The organism is Streptomyces malachitofuscus, assembly GCF_055571035.1.
This window is the reverse complement of sequence record NZ_JBVIGA010000003.1, coordinates 273,536-291,739: the sequence shown is the minus strand read 5'-3', so window position 1 is coordinate 291,739 and position 18,204 is coordinate 273,536. Positions and strand designations below refer to the sequence as shown.

At 73.5% G+C, this 18,204-nt stretch carries 15 protein-coding genes; 11 read left to right on the top strand and 4 right to left on the bottom strand.

Features of this window, described 5'->3' with window-relative positions; genetic code table 11:
• Positions 1-74 precede the first annotated feature (74 nt).
• The 5 genes from ACZ44S_RS06060 to ACZ44S_RS06040 all read left to right on the top strand — a co-directional run bounded on the left by ACZ44S_RS06060 (position 75) and on the right by ACZ44S_RS06040 (position 6,892).
• Entirely contained in the window at positions 75-1,904 is a 1,830-nt protein-coding gene (locus ACZ44S_RS06060) for a S8 family peptidase (protein ID WP_466924961.1), read from the top strand.
• Between the two features lie 255 nt (positions 1,905-2,159).
• Positions 2,160-2,807, top strand: coding sequence for a ScbR family autoregulator-binding transcription factor (locus ACZ44S_RS06055; protein WP_466924958.1), 648 nt, complete (start codon positions 2,160-2,162; stop codon positions 2,805-2,807).
• Between the two features lie 31 nt (positions 2,808-2,838).
• Complete coding sequence (locus tag ACZ44S_RS06050) at positions 2,839-4,017, top strand: damage-control phosphatase ARMT1 family protein (protein WP_466924955.1); 1,179 nt, start codon at positions 2,839-2,841, stop codon at positions 4,015-4,017.
• A gap of 95 nt (positions 4,018-4,112) precedes the next feature.
• The gene (gene cyc2, locus ACZ44S_RS06045) at positions 4,113-6,269 is read left to right on the top strand and encodes a germacradienol/geosmin synthase Cyc2 (RefSeq protein WP_466924952.1); all 2,157 of its coding nucleotides are present in this window, start codon (positions 4,113-4,115) and stop codon (positions 6,267-6,269) included.
• A 29-nt stretch (positions 6,270-6,298) separates the two neighbouring features.
• On the top strand, positions 6,299-6,892 hold the full coding sequence (locus ACZ44S_RS06040; protein ID WP_466924949.1) for a PDZ domain-containing protein: 594 nt from the start codon (positions 6,299-6,301) through the stop codon (positions 6,890-6,892).
• Here ACZ44S_RS06040 and ACZ44S_RS06035 read toward each other — a convergent pair.
• Entirely contained in the window at positions 6,885-7,640 is a 756-nt protein-coding gene (locus ACZ44S_RS06035; protein ID WP_466924946.1) for a metallophosphoesterase, read from the bottom strand. The genes ACZ44S_RS06040 and ACZ44S_RS06035 overlap by 8 nt on opposite strands.
• A 188-nt stretch (positions 7,641-7,828) precedes the next feature.
• Here ACZ44S_RS06035 and ACZ44S_RS06030 point away from each other — a divergent pair, with 188 nt between their 5' ends.
• The gene (locus ACZ44S_RS06030; protein ID WP_466924943.1) at positions 7,829-8,956 is read left to right on the top strand and encodes an aminopeptidase P family protein; all 1,128 of its coding nucleotides are present in this window, start codon (positions 7,829-7,831) and stop codon (positions 8,954-8,956) included.
• A 49-nt stretch (positions 8,957-9,005) separates the two neighbouring features.
• Complete coding sequence (locus tag ACZ44S_RS06025) at positions 9,006-9,947, top strand: aminoglycoside phosphotransferase family protein (RefSeq protein WP_466924941.1); 942 nt, start codon at positions 9,006-9,008, stop codon at positions 9,945-9,947.
• Positions 9,948-9,958: 11 nt separating this feature from the next.
• On the opposite strand, the gene treZ is transcribed toward ACZ44S_RS06025, so the two are convergent.
• The gene (gene treZ, locus ACZ44S_RS06020; protein ID WP_466924938.1) at positions 9,959-11,704 is read right to left on the bottom strand and encodes a malto-oligosyltrehalose trehalohydrolase; all 1,746 of its coding nucleotides are present in this window, start codon (positions 11,702-11,704) and stop codon (positions 9,959-9,961) included.
• A gap of 174 nt (positions 11,705-11,878) precedes the next feature.
• On the opposite strand from treZ, the gene ACZ44S_RS06015 reads away from it, so the two are divergent.
• From ACZ44S_RS06015 to ACZ44S_RS06005, 3 genes are all read left to right on the top strand, one after another.
• Positions 11,879-12,430 (top strand): FHA domain-containing protein, encoded by a 552-nt coding sequence (locus ACZ44S_RS06015; RefSeq protein ID WP_466924936.1) that lies wholly within the window; start codon positions 11,879-11,881, stop codon positions 12,428-12,430.
• A gap of 117 nt (positions 12,431-12,547) precedes the next feature.
• The gene (locus ACZ44S_RS06010) at positions 12,548-13,900 is read left to right on the top strand and encodes a M14 family zinc carboxypeptidase (protein WP_466925195.1); all 1,353 of its coding nucleotides are present in this window, start codon (positions 12,548-12,550) and stop codon (positions 13,898-13,900) included.
• Positions 13,897-14,316, top strand: coding sequence for an SSI family serine proteinase inhibitor (locus ACZ44S_RS06005; protein ID WP_466924934.1), 420 nt, complete (start codon positions 13,897-13,899; stop codon positions 14,314-14,316). The genes ACZ44S_RS06010 and ACZ44S_RS06005 overlap by 4 nt, the downstream gene beginning before the upstream one ends.
• A gap of 21 nt (positions 14,317-14,337) precedes the next feature.
• Here the strand turns inward: ACZ44S_RS06005 and ACZ44S_RS06000 are convergent, their stop codons facing one another.
• Both ACZ44S_RS06000 and lpdA read right to left on the bottom strand, forming a co-directional pair.
• The gene (locus tag ACZ44S_RS06000; protein WP_466924932.1) at positions 14,338-15,585 is read right to left on the bottom strand and encodes a M14 family zinc carboxypeptidase; all 1,248 of its coding nucleotides are present in this window, start codon (positions 15,583-15,585) and stop codon (positions 14,338-14,340) included.
• Between the two features lie 125 nt (positions 15,586-15,710).
• Entirely contained in the window at positions 15,711-17,123 is a 1,413-nt protein-coding gene (gene lpdA, locus ACZ44S_RS05995) for a dihydrolipoyl dehydrogenase (RefSeq protein WP_466924930.1), read from the bottom strand.
• Between the two features lie 85 nt (positions 17,124-17,208).
• On the opposite strand from lpdA, the gene ACZ44S_RS05990 reads away from it, so the two are divergent.
• A complete protein-coding gene (locus ACZ44S_RS05990; protein WP_466925193.1) occupies positions 17,209-18,177 on the top strand; it encodes a LysR family transcriptional regulator in 969 nt (322 codons plus the stop codon).
• The last annotated feature ends 27 nt before the right edge of the window (positions 18,178-18,204 follow it).

Here is an 18,204-nt window from a genome sequence, read left to right as displayed (position 1 = left end):
CGATTCACCCCCCGCTTCGAGGACGAAGCGAATCGATTCCTCTCCCCACACTCCGCGCTGCCCGGAGTCCCGGCATGAAAGGCACACCCTTGCGTACCTCGTCGAACCCTTCCCGGGGATCGTCCCCGAGACGGACGCTGATATCCGTCGCCGCACTCTCCGCCGCCCTGCTGACGGCCGCCTCCGGCCAGGTCGCCGTGGCCCAGGAGGCACCCTCCGACGCGCCGGCCGTCCCCACGGCCCGTACCGAGGCCGCCCCGGGGACCCCGGCCGAGCGGCTCATCGTCGGCTACAAGTCCGGTGCCGCCGAGGCCCGGTCGGACAAGGCCGCCGCCGTCGATGCCGCCGCCAAGGGCAAGCAGGCGGGCGAGGACGTCGGCTTCCAGCGCCGCCTCGGCACCGGAGCGGCCCTCGTCGACCTGGGGGAGCGGCCCACGGGCGCCGACGTCGCCGACGTCGTCGCCGAGTACAGCGCCGACCCGCAGGTCGCCTATGTGGTGCCGGACCGTCTCAACAAGCCGCTGGCCACCCCGAACGACACCGAGTACGCCAAGCAGTGGGACCTGTTCGAGTCCACGGCCGGCATGCGGGTGCCGGGCGCCTGGGACCTCGCCACCGGCAGCGGTGTGACCGTCGCCGTCATCGACACCGGCTACGTCGCCCACTCCGACCTCGCCGCGAACGTCGTCGGCGGCTACGACTTCATCTCCGACACCGCCGTCTCCGTCGACGGCAACGGCCGCGACAGCAACCCGGCCGACCCCGGCGACTGGTACGCCGCCGGAGAGTGCGGCCAGGCCACCGGCAGCGACTCCTCCTGGCACGGCACCCATGTCGCCGGCACCATCGCCGCCGCCACCGGCAACGGCAAGGGCATCGCCGGCATCGCCCACGGCGCGAAGATCTCCCCGGTGCGCGTGCTCGGCAAGTGCGGCGGCTACGACTCCGACATCATCGACGCCATCACCTGGGCGTCCGGCGGCACCGTCTCCGGGGTGCCCGCCAACGCCAACACGGCGAAGGTGATCAACATGAGCCTCGGCGGGGGCGGCGCCTGCTCCACCGCCACCCAGAGCGCCATCAACGGTGCCGTGAGCCGGGGCACCACGGTGGTCGTCGCGGCCGGCAACGAGAACCAGAACGCCGCCAACTCCTCTCCGGCGAACTGCAACAACGTCATCACCGTCGCAGCCACCAACCGCGCCGGCGGCCGCGCCTACTACTCCAACTACGGCGCCACCGTGGACATCGCCGCCCCCGGCGGCGAGACCCGGACCAGCGCGGCGAACGGCATCCTGTCCACGCTGAACTCCGGCGCCCGCACCCCCTCGACCGAGAACTACGCCTTCTACCAGGGCACGAGCATGGCCGCCCCGCACATCGCCGGCCTCGCCGCGCTGATGAAGTCGGCCGCCCCGGCCCTCACCCCGGCGCAGACCGAGTCGGCGATCAAGTCCAACGCCCGTGCGCTGCCCGGCACCTGCTCCGGTGGCTGCGGCGCGGGTCTCGCGGACGCCGCGAAGACCGTCCAGGCCGTCAAGGGCGGTACGTCCACGGGCTCCACCTACGCGAGCTCCACGGCCGTCGCCGTCCCGGACAACGGCTCGGCGATCGAGTCCCCGATCACCGTCTCCGGACGCAGCGGCAACGCCCCGGCCGCCCTCCAGGTGGGCGTGGACATCACCCACACCTACCGCGGCGACCTGGTCGTCGACCTGGTGGCGCCCGACGGGACGGTGTACCGCCTGAAGTCCGCGAGCTCCTCGGACTCCGCGGACGACGTCCGCACCACCTACACGGTGAACGCCTCCGCCGAAACGGCCAACGGCACCTGGAAACTGCGGGTGCAGGACACCGCGTCCTGGGACACCGGCCGGCTCAACGGCTGGCAGCTGACCTTCTGAGCGACCCCACAAGCAGGCGGGTCGGCCGGTGCGGATGGGGCACCGGTCGGCCCGCCGTTCTCTTTTTCGCCGGCACCTGACACACTTAGATACCGGACGCGCTGTTTTCTTTCGAGTAGCGCGTTTGTTTTGCCGGATGTGCCCAAATGCGGTCGCACACCAGGGTGATGAACATCGCCGGAGGGTGAGTTATCGTGTACGGGGCGTTAAAACAAACGGCATGACCCGTTCCTTTCCGGCTCAGGAGTTCAGTCGATGGCGAGGCAGGTACGCGCCGAGCAGACCCGCGCGACGATCATCACGGCCGCCGCCGAGCTGTTCGACCGGCAGGGGTACGAATCGACCAGTCTCAGCGACATCGTCGAGCACGCCCATGTCACCAAGGGCGCCCTCTACTTCCACTTCGCCGCCAAGGAGGATCTCGCCCACGCCGTCCTGGAGTTGCAGTCCGCGACCTGCCGCAGACTGGCCCGGGACACGGAGATACGGGGGCACACCTCCCTGGAGGCGCTGATGCGCCTCACCTTCTGCATAGCCAGGATGTCGGCCGAGGACCCCGTACTGCGGGCCGGTCTGCGGCTCGCCACCGGCGGCACCCGCCCGCGTCCGCCGCTCAGCCATCCCTTCACCGAGTGGCTGGACATCGTCGCCGCGCGGCTCCTCGGTGCCGTCAAGGAGGCGGACGTCCATCCCGACGTCGACATCGACGTCGTGGCCCACTCCCTCGTCTGCTTCTTCGTCGGCACCCGCGTCGTCGGCCGCTCCCGGGAATCCGTCGCCCGCCAGCCCCGCCGGACCGCGGAGATGTGGCAGATCCTCATCCGCGGTCTCGTCCCCGTGACCCGGCGCGCCCGCTACCTCAGCCTGGCCGCACGGCTGGAACGGGAGATCGCCCCGGTGTGACGCACGGCGGGCGCGCGTTACCGTGAGCCGCATGTCCGACATCCCCACCGCGCCCGTGATCGTCGCCGACGAGCCCGGCACGTTCCCCCACAGTGTGCTGGCCGAGCGGCACCCCGCGATCATCCGGCAGGTGCGCGAGGCCTTCCCCTACGGACCCGGGCAGCGCGCCGCACTCGACGCCCTGCTGGCCAACTGCACCGAGGGCACGATCGAACCCCTCCCCACCCACGCGCACGACCGCGAGCGCTGGGCGGCCTGGGGGATGGACGCCTACGCCGGCCGCGCCTGGTACGACGTGCCCTGGCTGTGGTCCGAGAGCTGGTTCTACCGCCGGCTGCTGCACGCGGTGGACTACTTCGAACCCGGCCCCTGGCAGGGCATCGACCCGTTCCGCCCGTCCAAACTCGCCGAACTCCACTCGCCCGCCACGGACGAGGAACTGGCCGCGCTCGACGACCTCACCGGCCGCCCGGAGGAGGAACAGGCCGCGGCCCTCCTGCACGGCTCCCTGTGGGGCAACCGCGCCGACCTCGGCTTCCGGCTGTCCGCCGAGGGAGCCGAGGAGACGGCCGCCGTCCCCGCCCTGGTGGCCGACGACAGCGAGCGGCTGTGGCCGCTGCTCGGCGTCTCCGGCACGGGCACGCTCTGCCTGGTCGCCGACAACGCGGGCCGCGAACTCGTCCCCGACCTGCTGCTCGTCGCACACCTGCTGGCCCACGGCCGCATCGGCCGGGCCGTGCTGCACATCAAGCCGTACCCGTACTACGTCTCCGACGCCACCACCGCCGACGTCCTCGACGCGGTCCGCCGGCTCACCGGCGCCGGGGGAACGGCGGCCGCGTACGGACGCGGCCTGTGGGACGCCCTCGAGAACGGCCGCCTCACCCTGCGCGCGCACCCCTTCTCCTGCTCGCCGCTGCCCTACGGGGAGATGCCCGACGACCTGCGCGCCGACTTCGCCGCCGCCTCGCTCACCGTCGTCAAGGGCGACCTCAACTACCGCCGTCTCGTCGGCGACCGGTACTGGTCCCCGACCACCCCGTTCGCGGACGTCACCGCATACTTCCCGGGGCCGGTCGCCGCCCTGCGCACCCTCAAGTCCGACGTGATCACCGGACTGAGCGCCGCGACCGAGGCGGCGCTGACGGCCGCCGAGGAGCAGCGCTGGCGCACCGGCGGCACCCACGCGCTGATCCAGGTACGGACCTGAACTCCACGACTCCCGTACGGAAAAGGGTTCACGCGAAGGTGTGATCACGTCCCGGCCGGTGGATGTCGCCACCGGGCCACGGGTAGCTCCCGGCCATGACGCAGCCGTTCGAACTCCCGCACTTCTACCTGCCGCACCCCGCGCGGCTCAATCCGCACGTCGATCAGGCCCGTGCCCATTCGACGGCGTGGGCACGCGAGATGGGCATGCTGGAGGGAAGCGGGGTCTGGGAGCAGGCCGACCTCGACGCGCACGACTACGGCCTGCTCTGCGCCTACACCCACCCCGACTGCGACGGCCCCGCCCTCTCCCTCGTCACCGACTGGTACGTGTGGGTCTTCTTCTTCGACGACCACTTCCTGGAGAAGTACAAGCGCACCCAGGACCGCGCCGCCGGCAAGGCCCACCTGGACCGGCTGCCGCTGTTCATGCCGCTCGACCCGGCGACCCCCGTCCCCGAGCCGGCGAACCCGGTCGAGGCGGGCCTGGCCGACCTGTGGGCGCGCACCGTGCCGGCGATGTCCGCCGGCTGGCGCCGCCGGTTCGCCGTCGCCACCGAGCACCTGCTCAACGAGTCGATGTGGGAGCTGTCCAACATCAACGAGGGGCGGATCGCCAACCCCGTCGAGTACATCGAGATGCGTCGCAAGGTGGGGGGCGCCCCCTGGTCGGCGGGACTCGTGGAGTACGCCACCGCCGAAGTCCCCGCCGCGCTCGCCGGGACGCGGCCGCTGCGGGTGCTGATGGAGACGTTCTCCGACGCCGTGCACCTGCGCAACGACCTGTTCTCCTACCAGCGGGAGGTCGAGGACGAGGGCGAACTCAGCAACGGCGTACTCGTCCTGGAGACGTTCTTCGGCTGCACCACCCAGGAGGCCGCCGACATCGTCAACGACGTCCTCACCTCACGGCTGCACCAGTTCGAGCACACCGCGTTCACCGAAGTCCCCGCGGTCGCGCTGGAGAACGGCCTCACCCCGGACCAGCTCGCGGCCGTGGCGGCGTACGCGAAGGGGCTCCAGGACTGGCAGTCCGGCGGCCACGAATGGCATCTGCGCTCCAGCCGGTACATGAACGAGGGCGCGCGCTCCGGCTCCCCCTGGCAGGCGCTGTCCGGCCCCGGCACGTCCGCCGCCGACGTCGGCGCCCTGCTCGCCACCACCGGGGCCCGGCGTCTGCGCGCCTACACCCACGTGCCGTACCCGAAGGTCGGCCCGTCGGTCATCCCCGAGATCGAGATGCCGTTCGCGCTGGAGCTCAGTCCCGCCCTCGACGGCTCGCGCCGGCATCTGCTCGAGTGGTCCCGGCGCATGGGCATCCTCAGCGAGGGCGTCTGGGACGAGGACAAGCTGGCGAGCTGCGACCTGCCGCTGTGCGCGGCGGGCCTCGACCCGGACGCCACCCAGGAACAGCTCGACCTCGCCTCGGACTGGCTGGCCTTCGGCACCTACGGCGACGACTACTACCCGCTGGTGTACGGCCACCGCCGCGACCTGGCCGCCGCCCGGCTGACCACGGCCCGCCTCGCGGCCTGCACCCCCCTCGACGACGGGCCGGTGCCACCGCCCGCCAACGCCATGGAACGCTCCCTGATCGACCTGTGGGCGCGCACGACGGCCGGCATGACCCCCGAGGAGCGCCGCCCCCTGAAGTCGGCGATCGAGGCGATGACCGAGGCGTGGGTGTGGGAGCTGTCCAACCAGATCCAGCACCGCGTCCCGGACCCGGTGGACTACCTGGAGATGCGGCGCGCCACCTTCGGCTCCGACCTCACCCTGGGGCTCTGCCGCGCCGGACACGGGCCGGCGGTGCCGCCCGAGGTGTACCGCAGCGGTCCCGTACGCTCCCTGGAGAACGCGGCGATCGACTACGCCTGCCTCCTCAACGACGTCTTCTCCTACCAGAAGGAAATCGAGTTCGAGGGCGAGATCCACAACGCGATCCTCGTCGTGCAGAACTTCTTCGGCGTCGACTACCCGACCGCGCTGCCCGTGGTGCAGGACCTGATGAACCAGCGGATGCGCCAGTTCCAGCATGTCGTGGCGCACGAACTGCCGGTGGTCTACGACGACTTCCAGTTGTCGGAGGAGGCGCGGAAAATCATGCAGGGCTATGTGACGGACCTGCAGAACTGGATGGCGGGCATCCTCAACTGGCACCGGAACGTCCCGCGCTACCAGGACGCGTACCTGTCCGGCCGGGTCCACGGCTTCCTGCCGTACCGCGCACCGGCTCCACCGGTTCTGACCTGACGGCCTGGCACTTCTGTCGGAGGGGAACCATGGAACGACCCGCGCTGCGGCCCAAACCCCTGCCCGGGGACCCCGGTGGAGCCCAGGAGCCCTCCGGGACCGCCCGGGAGCCCTGCAAGTCCTGGCAGCACACCGGGCGACGGCGCGGACGGCGGCTGGTGACCGCGCTGCTCGGTGTCACGACCGGCGCCGTCCTGGTGCTGTCCGGGGTCGGGCTGGGGGCGATGGGCGCCACCGTCGTCGGCGCGGGCGGACTCGCCGAGCTGAAACGGCAGACGGGTACGGTTCCCCTCGTCGGCCCGTCCGCGTCACCGCCTCGCGACGCGACCGCCGCGCCGGCGTCGTCCCCCGCGCCCGTCGTCGCCCGGCTCGGGGTGGAGGTGGCCGACGACCGGAAGCCGGGGGCACGGGTCGTCGGCGTGCACATCCCGGGCCCCGGCTTCTCGGCGGGCCTGGTACGGGGCGACGTGCTCCTCGCCTTCGCCGGCCGGCGCGTCGACTCGGCCGCCGACCTGGCACGTGCCGTCGCCCGGGCCCGCCCGGGCGACGAGGTGAAGCTGACGGTGCGGCGGGTCGGCGGCGGCCACCGGCAGCTGACGGCCGTCCCCGGGATCGTCACATGACCACGCGGAAGTGGCTGGTGAGCCGCCCCTCGTCGGCCAGGACGTGGAAGGCGAGCCCGACCGGCGCGTCCCGGTCCGCGATCTGCTCGCCCTCCCAGGGCAGCCGCAGCGTCCACGTCACGCCGGGCCCGACCAGCACGGGGCGGCCCGCGAACGTGGTGGCGGCCGGGGTGTGGGCGTGACCGGTGATCAGCCCGGCCACCCGGGGCCGGCGCGCCAGCAGGTCCGCCAGCCGTTCCGGGTGGCGCAGGGGGTAGGAGTCGGGCAGGGGGTGGTGCAGCGGCACCGGCGGATGGTGGAAGGCGAGCACGGCCGGAAGACCGTCCGGGAGTCCGTCGAGCGTCGACTCGATCCAGGCGCAGGTCTCGGCGTCCAGCTCGCCCTCGTCGTGTCCCGGGATGCTCGAGTCGCACATCAGCACGGCGCCGCCGTCCAGCACATGCGCGCTGTTGACCGGCCCGTCGGCGGCCGGCTGTCCCAGCAGCGCCTTGCGGTACGGCCCCCGGCTGTCGTGGTTGCCCGGACAGGTCAGCACCGGGAACGGGGCGGTCCCGTCGCGCAGCCCGAGCAGGCGGGCGGCCTCCTCGTACTCGGCCTCGGTGCCGTGGTCGGCGATGTCACCGGTCACCAGCAGCGCGTCGGGCCGGACCGGCAGCTCCCACAGCCGGTCGCGCACCCGCCGGGCGCGCTCGGTCGCCCTGGCGGTTCCGTCCAGATGCAGATCGCTGATGTGCGCGAGTACGAGCACGGTCGTACGCCTCCTCGGCCAGGACAACGGTCGAAGGTGATCTCATCATGAGATCTAATGGTTGGGAAGTCAGCAGCCATTAGTTGGAGCGGGCGCCGGGGCGAACACGGCGAACCGGCTCGCGCCGCCCCCGCCCGCCGGGCAGGATGCTGCCCGTAGCCCCGATGTCCGCCCTGGGAGGCCCTCGGATGACCGGCACCACGCCCGCGTCCTTCACCGCCGACGACTACAAGGCCCGCATGGAGCGGGCCGCGCGGCAGGCCGCCGACGCCGGACTCGCCGGACTGCTCGTGGCGCCCGGCCCCGACCTGGTGTGGCTCACCGGCTACACCCCCACCGCGGTCACCGAGCGGCTCACCCTGCTGGTCCTGGCGGCCGGCCGGGACCCGGTGCTCGTCGTCCCCACCCTGGAGGCCCCGGACGCCGAGCACGCCACCGGCGCCCCCGCCCTCACCCTGCGCGACTGGACCGACGGCAAGGACCCCTACGCCGCCACCGCCGCCCTGCTGGACGCGGACGGCCGGTACGGCATCAGCGACAACACCTGGGCCATGCACCTGCTCGGCCTGCAGAAGACGCTCCCCGGCACCTCCTACGCCTCCCTCACCGAGGCGCTGCCCATGCTGCGCGCCGTCAAGGACGCGGCGGAACTCCGCCTCCTCGCCGCCGCCGGAGCGGCCGCCGACGCCGCGTTCGAGGAGATCAAGGGCGTGGCCTTCGCCGGCCGCCGCGAGTCCGACGTCGCCGCCGATCTCGCCTCCCTGCTGCGCCGGTTCGGACACTCCCAGGTCGACTTCACCATCGTCGCCTCCGGCCCCAACGGGGCCAACCCGCACCACGAGATCGGCGACCGCGTGATCGAACGCGGCGACATGGTCGTCCTCGACTTCGGCGGCCTCAAGGACGGCTACGGCTCCGACACCTCCCGCACCGTGCACGTCGGCGAACCCACCGACGAGGAACGCCGGGTGCACGACCTCGTGCGCGAGGCACAGGAGGCGGGCTTCCGCGCGGTGCGGCCCGGCGCCGCCTGCCAGGACGTCGACCGTGCCGCCCGCGCGGTCATCGCCGGCGCCGGGTACGGGGAGTACTTCATCCACCGCACCGGGCACGGCATCGGTGTCACCACGCACGAACCGCCGTACATGATCGAGGGCGAGGAGCAGCCCCTCGTCCCCGGCATGTGCTTCTCCGTCGAACCCGGCGTCTATCTCCCCGGCCGGTTCGGGGTGCGCATCGAGGACATCGTCACCGTCACCGAGGACGGCGGGCGGCGGCTGAACACCACCGGGCGGGAGATGGTCATAGTGGACTGAACGGCCCCCGACGTCCCCTCCCTGCCTCCCCGATCGGCAATGGCGTGACATGACCCAGGCACCGACACCCACCGCGGACACCGTCCGCCGACTGGCCCGCTCCCTGCTGAAGGGCAGTGGCACGGGCGGCGCGGCCGGACCCGACGTCAGGCCCGTCACCGAAGGAGCCGGGCCCGCCGCGTGGTGGGTCGGCGCCCATCATGTGCTGCGGCTCGCCCCGGACCGCGAGGCGAGCGCCCGCAGACGCCGCGAGGCGCGGCTGCGCGACCTGGTCCGACCGCACGTGCCGGTGGCGCTGCCGGCCGCGGTGGCACAGGGCGAGTGGGCGACCGGACTGCTCTGCACCCTCGACACCCGGCTGCCCGGCGGGACGGCGGAGGAGCACACCGTCTCCGCCGTCGGCGAGACCGACCTGTCCGGGCTGCTCACGGGGTTGCGCGAGGTGCCGGCCCGGCAGGCGGAGACACTCGGCGTGCCACGCGTGGCCCCGCGATCACTCGAGGCCCTGCGCCGGGCCGCCCAAGAGGCGGCCGAACGGCTTGCCGGGGCCGACGAGTTCGACCCCGGGCGGCTGGACCAGCTCACCCCGCCCGCCGCGCTCCAGCTCGCCGCCCAGCCCGGCACGGCGGTCCTCGTCCACCGCGCGCTCACCGGGGAGCACCTCGTGGTCGGCGCGGACGGCCGGGTGCGCGGCGTCCTCGGCTGGGACGCGGCGGTCGTCGGCGACCCCGCCGAGGACATCGCGGGCCTCGCGGTCGCCGTCGGCGCCCCGGCCGCCGTCCGCGCCGCCACCCTCGCCGGGTACGGCGCCCGCCCCTGCCTGCGCGGCCTCTGGCTGGCCCGCTGCGACGCCGTCGTCCACCTCGCCGACGCCCTCGCCGGCCGCGCCGCCGGCCCGCCGCCGCTGCTGCGCACCCGGCTGCGACGGGCCTGGGAACCGATCATGCTGGAGCGGGTGACGGATCTCCGGGACGGCGACGACGTGCCCTGACCACCGGCCCGTCATTCCTGCAGCAGCACCACCGCCGACTCCGCGGGCAGCCGCAGCACCCCGTCCGCGCCCGGCGTCTCCACGGGCTCCCACGCGGCGAGGATCCGCGCCCCGGGAACGCCGAGGGGGACGGTGGCGGGCCGGTCCCCGAGATTCACGGCGACCCGGACGTCGCCGCGCCGGAAGGCCAGCCAGCGGTCCTCCTCGTCGTAGGCCACCTTGGTGTCGCCGAGGTCGGGATCGGTGAGGTCGGGCTGTGCGTGACGCAGGGCGACCAGCATCCGGTACCAGGCCAGCACGCGCGCGTGCGGATCGCGGTCCGGCTCCGACCAGTCCAGGCAGGAACGGTCGCGGGTGGCCGGATCCTGCGGATCGGGCACGTCCTCCTCGGCCCAGCCGTGCGCCGCGAACTCGCGCCGCCTGCCCGCGCTCACCGCCTTGGCGAGCTCCGGGTCGGTGTGGTCGGTGAAGAACTGCCAGGGTGTGCCCGCCGCCCACTCCTCGCCCATGAACAGCATCGGGGTGAAGGGGGCGGTCAGCGTCAGCGCCGCCGCGCAGGCCAGCAGCCCGGGGGAGACCAGCGAGGCCAGCCGGTCCCCCTGGGCGCGGTTGCCCACCTGGTCGTGGGTCTGGCTGTAGCCGAGGAGCCGGTGCGCGGCCACCCGGTCGCGGTCCAGCGGGCGGCCGTGGTGCCGGCCCCGGAAACTGGAGTACGTCCCGTCGTGGAAGAAGCCGCCGGTGAGCGTCTTGGCGAGGGCCGCGAGCGGAGCGCGGGCGAAGTCGGCGTAGTAGCCGCGGGATTCACCGGTCACGGCGGTGTGCAGGGCATGGTGGAAGTCGTCGTTCCACTGCGCGTGCAGCCCGAAGCCGCCGTTCTCGCGCGGGGTGATGAGCCGGGGGTCGTTCAGGTCCGACTCGGCGACGAGGAACAGCGGGCGGCCGGTGTCGGCGGCGAGGGCGTCCACCGCCCCGGACAGCTCCTCCAGGAAGTGGGTTGCGCGCGTGTCCACCAGCGCGTGCACCGCGTCCAGCCGCAGCCCGTCGATCCGGTAGTCCCGCAGCCACGCCAGCGCGCTGTCCACGAGGTAGGCGCGCACCTCGTCGGAGCCGGGCGCGTCCAGATTGACGGCCGCGCCCCAGGGGGTGTGATGGGTGTCCGTGAAGTACGGGCCGAACTGCGGCAGATAGTTCCCCGACGGCCCCAGATGGTTGTGCACGACGTCCAGGACGACGCCGAGTCCCAGGGCGTGCGCCCGGTCGACGAACCGTTTCAGCCCCTCGGGCCCGCCGTACGGCTCGTGCACGGCCCACAGCGACACCCCCTCGTACCCCCATCCGTGCCGGCCCGGGAACGGGCACACCGGCATCAGCTCCACGTGCGTCACGCCCAGGTCCGCGAGATGGCCGAGCCGCTCGGCGGCGGCGTCGAAGGTGCCCTCGCGCGTGTACGTGCCCACGTGCAGCTCGTACAGCACCGCTCCGGCGAGCGGCCGCCCGGCCCACTCCGAGCGCCAGGCGAAACGGTCGTGGTCCACGACGGCACTCGGTCCGTCCGGCCCGTCCGGCTGGCGGCGCGAGCGCGGATCGGGCAGTACGGGACCGTCGTCCAGCGCGAAGCCGTACCGGGAGCCGTCGTGCGCCTCGGCCTCCCCCCTCCACCACCCCTCACGCCCCGGATCGCGCTCCAACGCGCGCGTGACGCCCTCGCACTGGAGCGTCACTCTGCCGGCCTGCGGTGCCCACACCTCGAACTGCACGGACGGTTCCCCTTCGTCTGCTCACCGTGATGTAGCCCGTCCATCGTGCGTCATCGGAGATCAATTCGCCGGGGGATCCTCCCTTTTGCGGCGGGTGTCGCCGGGCGTCCCCGTGTCCCGGCCGTTTCCCCGGTTTCTGGACAGTCCGGCCGTCACTGACCGACAATCAACAGCGTGACGTCGTCCTTCGAGTTCCACACGTACCCCGCGCGGCTGTCCGACGCGGAGCGCGACAAGGCGCTGAGCGTGCTGCGGGACGGTGTCGCCATGGGCCGCCTGTCGCACGACACGTTCATCCGGCGCATGGAACTCGCGCTCGCCGCGCGGCGTTCCGACGAACTCGCCGCGCTCACCGCCGACCTCCCGAGGGAAAGCCGTTTCTCCCGCCTGGTGTTCGGCACGGTCGAGGCGGTGTCCGGCTTCACCGTACGGCTGCGCCGGGCCTGGCAGGCCGAGAAGCTGCCCAAGCTGCTGCTGCCGCACCCGGCCGCCGGACACCCGCTGCGCATAGGGCGCGATCCCGCCAGCGGGCTGCGCATCAGTCACGAGACGGTCTCCCGTGTGCACGCCGAGCTCCGTCACCAGGGGGGCCTGTGGGTGCTGCGGGACCTCGGCTCGACCAACGGCACGACGGTGAACGGACGCCGGGTGGTCGGCGCGGCCGTCGTGCGCGAGGGCGACCAGGTCGGCTTCGGCCAGATCACCTACCGGCTCGCGGCGCACTGACCCCCGCCACATCGCTGTGCCTGCCGTGGTGTTGACGTACCCCCCGAAGCCGTGACTCACTGTGCGTACCCCCTGCACTCCCGGTGAGAAGACGGCACCACTTCGTGGAGGTGTGCCCTGCCGCCCCTCCTGCGCTATCCGACCGTCGACGAACTGGGCGCGCGGGCCGCCGCCTTCGTCGCCCGGCATCCCCGCGTGGCCCGGCTGCGCCGCGTCGGCGCCTCCCGCGCCGGCATTCCCCTGTGGCTGCTGAGCATCGGCCACGGCGACCGCCAGGCCCTCGTCGTCGCCGGACCGCACGCCAACGAGCCGGTGGGCGGCGCCACCGTACTGCGCCTGGCCGAGCGCGCCCTGGCCGATCCCCGGCTCACCGAGGGCGCCGACGCCACCTGGAACCTGCTGCTCTGCCTGGACCCCGACGGCCTGCGCCGCAACGAGCGCTGGCTGACCGGCCCGTACACCCTCGGCCACCACTTCCGGAACTTCTTCCGGCCCGGTTTCCTGGAACAACCCGAATGGCTGCCCGACGGCGCCGCGGCCGCCGCACTGCCGGAGACCCGCGCCCTGCTCGCCCTCCAGGACGAACTGCGGCCGTTCCTCCAGTGCTCGCTGCACGGCGTCGACGTCGGCGGCGGCTTCGTCGAACTCACGCATGACCTGCCCGGCCTGGACCGGCGGGTCGCGGGCATCGCCGGCCGCCTCGGCATCCCGCGCGAGCTCGGCGCCTACGACGCCCTGTACTGGCCCGGCCTCGGCCCCGCCGTCTACCGGATCCCGCCCCCGCACCGCCGTGACCTCGCCGCGGCGATCACCGAGGCCGCCGTCGAGTCGACGTGGTACCACCCGCACCGGTACGGCACCGTCACCGCGGTCGTCGAGGCGCCCATGTGGGGCGTGCCGGCCGTCGGGGACGGCTCCCCGCACGCCGACGCGGAGGCGGAGCTGCGCTCGGTCAGCCGCACGCTGCGCGAGGACACGCGGGTGCTGGGCGGTCTGACGGCCCGGATCCGGCCGTGCCTCGCGGGTGTGCCCGACGCGGCGCGGCTGCTCGCCCCGGTCGACGACTATTTACTGGTCTGCCCCGGACTCGCCGACGCCTGGGACCCCGACTGCCAAAACGATTCTGCGCATCCGTTGCCGCCCATGGACACCGCCGGTCTCACCGCCCTGCGCCTCGCCGGACGGCGGCTGGCCCTGCGCACCGCGGGGCTGCTGCACCAGCTGGTGACCCGCGCGGGGCGCGATCCGGCGGGGGCGCTGCCGGAGCTGGACCGGCTGATCGACGCGCGGTGCGCGGACTACCGGGACGCCCTGGGGGCGCGGTGGATCACCGTCGCGCGTCAGGCCGAGTACCAGACACGGGTCGTACTCGCCGCGTTCGCGCTGGCCGCGCGGCGCACACCGGAACCCTCCCGTTCGGGTGAGCAGGGGTGGGGTTCGGGGACCTCCGTGCCGATGCAACGGGAATGACGCACACCTCAGTGAAAGCGGTACGGGCGGCACTGGCCGCCGCCCTCGTCCTGCTCGCCTGTGCGGCACCCGCGCGGGCGAACTCCGCGCGCCCCGCCCAGGAGAGCTGGCTGATGCTCACGGTCAGCCACGGAGAGACGCCGTCCGCGTCGGAGGACGGCACGATGCTGCGCTGCGACCCGCCCGGGGGCGAGCACCGGCGGGCCGCGGACGCCTGCGCGTCGCTGGCCGCGGCGGACGGGCGCATCGCCGACGTCCCGTCGCAGGACGCCATCTGCCCGATGGTCTACGCCCCGGTGACGGCGCACGCCCACGGCATGTGGCGCGACCGCCCGGTCGACTACACCGAAACCTTCCCCAACACCTGCACCCTGACCGCCCGAACAGGCCCCCTCTTCGACCTGCCCCAGCAGTGATCCGCGGGCAGCTGGGGGCGGCTATGTGTGGTCGCGGGCGTGGTGGGCTGCTGCCAGGACGGTACGGGACTGGTGCTCCACCTGATGGCGCACGGGAACCCACCGCGCCCGGAACCGCGCGGCGAACGCGTCGCTCCACAGCGCGACCAGCCGCTCCAGCCGCACCGCCGCCCCCGCGTCCGTCGCCCCCAGCGCCCGCCGCAGCATCGCCGCCGCCCTGAGCGGCACCCGCCGCGCGAACGCGTCCACGCTGCCCACGTACGCCCGCGTCCCGTCGGCGGCCGGCGTGCGGGCCAGGTCGGCCGCCAGCCCCGGCACCAGCTCCAGCACCCACGTGGCGGCCCGCAGCAACGGACCGTCGGCGTCTCCCGCTCTCGCGTCCACGTCCTCCAGAACTCGCCGCACCTCCTCCGCGTCCCGCAGCAGCCGTTCCGCCAGACGGTGCATCGCCGCGTCCGGTGCCGGATGGGGTGCCGGGTCGTCCACCAGGTCGCTCGCCCACATCGGCACCTCGATCACCGCGGTCAGTCCCCCGTACCGGTGCGCGTGGTACCAGGTGCTGTGCCGGGCGTCGTCGGTCAGGCTCGGATAGGCCGGCGCGGCCTCCGGCGCCGGCATCACATGGACCCCGGGACCGGACGCCGGCCAGCCCGCCGCGTCCGACGCGCCCGTCTCCACCGGAATGTGCAGCTGCGCCGCGGACTTGGCGAACGGCTCGGCCAGCCCGGGCACGTCCCTCGTCAGCTGCACCCAGCTGCCGCCCAGGTCGGTGCCGTGCAGGGACACCTGCAGATAGGGCTGCAACTCGTCGATCACCCCGGTCAGCGCGACGGTTTCGGGCGGCAGCCGCCCGGGCGGCAGGACCGAGGGCGCCCACTCCGGCTGCTCCGGCCCCGCAGGACGGAAGAAGCTCATGTGATAGTCGTACAGACTGCGCGGCGCAGGCGTCACATGGAGACTCGCCCCGTCGGGGTCCGCGCACAGCAGGAAGTGCCACGACGTCCCGTCGCGCAGTTCCCGCTCGTGCAGGACCCGCTGGGCCAGCGCGAGCAGTGTGCCCCCGCCGGCCGGTTCGTTGGCGTGGGCGCCGGCCACCACCAGAACGGCGCGCCGGGCGCGGCCCACGGACAGCAGGTGCAGCGGCCGCCCCGCGCGGGAGACGCCCACCTGCCGCAAAGCGCACAGACCCTGCCACTGCAGGGCCAGCGCCCGGGCGGAGAAGACCAGTTCGGCCACCGTCGGATAGCGAGACTCCAGCAGCGGACTCACCCCCCGTCACCGCCCGAATCCGCACTGCGCAGTACCCCACGGCGGGGAGACGGTGTCAAGAGCGCGACGGGGGAGCCCCCAGGGGGCGCCCGGGGGCACGCCCGCCCCCGCTCACCGCGCCCGCGTCACTGCTGGTGCAGCCCGCGACCCGCAAGCGTCAGGAACACCTCACCGACCGCCTCGGAGAGCGTCGGATGCGGGTGAATGTGCCGCGCCACGTCGGACGGCTCCGCGTCCCAGCCGACGACCAACTGGCCCTCGGCGATCATCTCCGACACATGCGGCCCCACCAGGTGCACGCCCAGCACCCGCCCCCCCACCTCGGCGACGACCTTCACCGTGCCGCCCTGCCCGTGCACCATGCCCTTCGCGACCGCGGTCAGCGGCATGCTGTTGACCTCGACCTCGTACCCCTGCGCGCGGGCCTCCGCCTCGCTCAGCCCCACGGCGGCGGTCGCCGGCGACGAGTACGTGACCCGGGGCACCGCCGCGTAGTCCACGGGCGCCGACGGCACCCCCGCCAGCGTCTCCGCCACCAACAGGCCCTCGGCGAACGAGGCATGGGCGAGGCCGGGAGACGGAGGCGGCACCAGATCGCCCACGACATGCACCCCGGGCACGGCCGTCTCCAGCCGGTCCCAGTCGGCCGGCGCGACGAACCCGCGCCCGTCCGTCGTCAGCCCGGCGGCGGCCAGATCCAGTCCATCGGCCACCGGAACCCGCCCGACGGCCACGAGGAGGCGTTCGGTCGCGACCGTACGGACCTCACCGCGGGTGGTGCGCACCCGCGCACGCACGCCGTCGCCGGTCACCTCGGTGTCCAGCAGCCGGGCACCCGGCAGCACGTCGATGCCCCGCTTCCGCAGCCCCCGCGTCAGATGCCGGCTCACCTCGGTGTCCTCCGACGGCACGATCCGGTCGGCGGCCTCGACCAGGGTGACCTCGGCGCCCATGGAACGGTGGAACGAGGCGTACTCCACACCGATCGCGCCCCCGCCGAGCACCAGGACCGACCCCGGGAACCCGGGCGCGAACAACGCGTCGTCGCTCGTCACCACGCGCCGTCCGTCCGGCTCGAGCCCCGGGAGCGTGCGCGGACGTGAGCCGGTCGCCAGCACGATGCCGCGACGGGCGGTGAGGCCGTAGGCACCTTCGGCCGCTCCCTCGACCCGCACGGACCGCGGCCCCGTCAGGCGCGCGTGCCCCCGCAGCACCCGCACGCCCGCATGGGCGAGATGGGCCTCCACGCCTCGGTGGTTGCGCGCCACGATGTCGTCCCGCGTGGCGACGAGCGCGGGCCAGTCGACGGCGTCCAGGGTGGCCTTCACCCCCCAGCGCTCGCGCGCTTCGGCGATGCCGTCGACGAGTTCGGCCGCGTGCAGCATCGCCTTGCTGGGGATGCAGCCGCGATGCAGGCACGTGCCGCCCACCTTGTCCCGCTCCACCAGCGCCACTTGCAGGCCGAGAGCGGCAGCGCGCAGGGCGGTGCTGTAGCCGCCCGTACCGCCTCCGATGACGATGACGTCCGTTGCGTTCATGTCCTCAGCGTCCGCCCGGCCCTTGCCATGAGTCCAAGGCAATGTTCTTGTGGTATCGATGCAGGACCTCTATGGCGGGGGCGGAATGAGTCTGCGGCAGATGGAGTACTTCCTGACCGTCGTCCAGGAGGCGTCGTTCACCCGTGCGGCGGAGGTGCTGCACGTCTCCCAGCCCGCGCTGTCCCACCAGATCAAGGCGCTCGAACGGGCGACCGGCGGTCCGCTCCTGGAACGCATGCCGCGCGGGGCGCGGCTCACACCGATGGGGCGCGCGTTCCTGCCGCACGCCGAGGTCGCCGTCCGCAGTGCAGCCCAGGCCCGCCGCGCGGCGCGTGCCGCCGCCGGGGCGGAGGGCGGCGAACTGCACATCGCCGCCGTCCACTCCTTGGCCGTCGGCATCCTGCCGGACGTCTTCGCACGGTGGCACGCCGCCCACCCCGGCGTCCTGCTCCATCTGCACGAGTACGCCACGACCGACGCCCTGGAGGAGGAGGTGCAGCGCGGCACCGCCGACCTGGCCGTGGGCCCGGCGCCCAGCGGCTGGCCGGGCACCGTGGTGCCCGTCGGCGAGGAGGAGATCGTCATCGTCGTCCCCTTCGCCGACCGTTTCGCCGGCCGCACCACGGTGACGCTGCCCGAACTCGCCGACCGCCCCTGGGTCCGCTGCGCCATGGAGCCGGTCGTGCACGGCGAACGCTTCCTCGACCGGGTCTGCGGGCAGGCCGGGTTCACGCCCCGCACCGCGGTCTTCACCGAGCACACCTCGACCGCCGTACGCATGGCGGTGGCCGGGGTCGGCGTCACCACCGCGCCCGCGCACATCGTCCGTGGCGCCGTCGGCGAGGACTGCGTGACCCTCTCCCCGGACCCACCCTGGAAACGCGCCCTGACCGCCTTCACCCGCGTACCACCGACCGGCCCCGCCGAGACCTTCGTCGACCTACTGAAGGCCACGTTGCAGCTCACATCGTCCCCCGGCCCGGTCCCCTCATCCCCCTACCCGGACTGCCCAGCACCCCACCGGGCCCCCACCGGGACGGCCCCACCCACGTGAGCCCGCCACGGCCCCGCCCCGCCCACT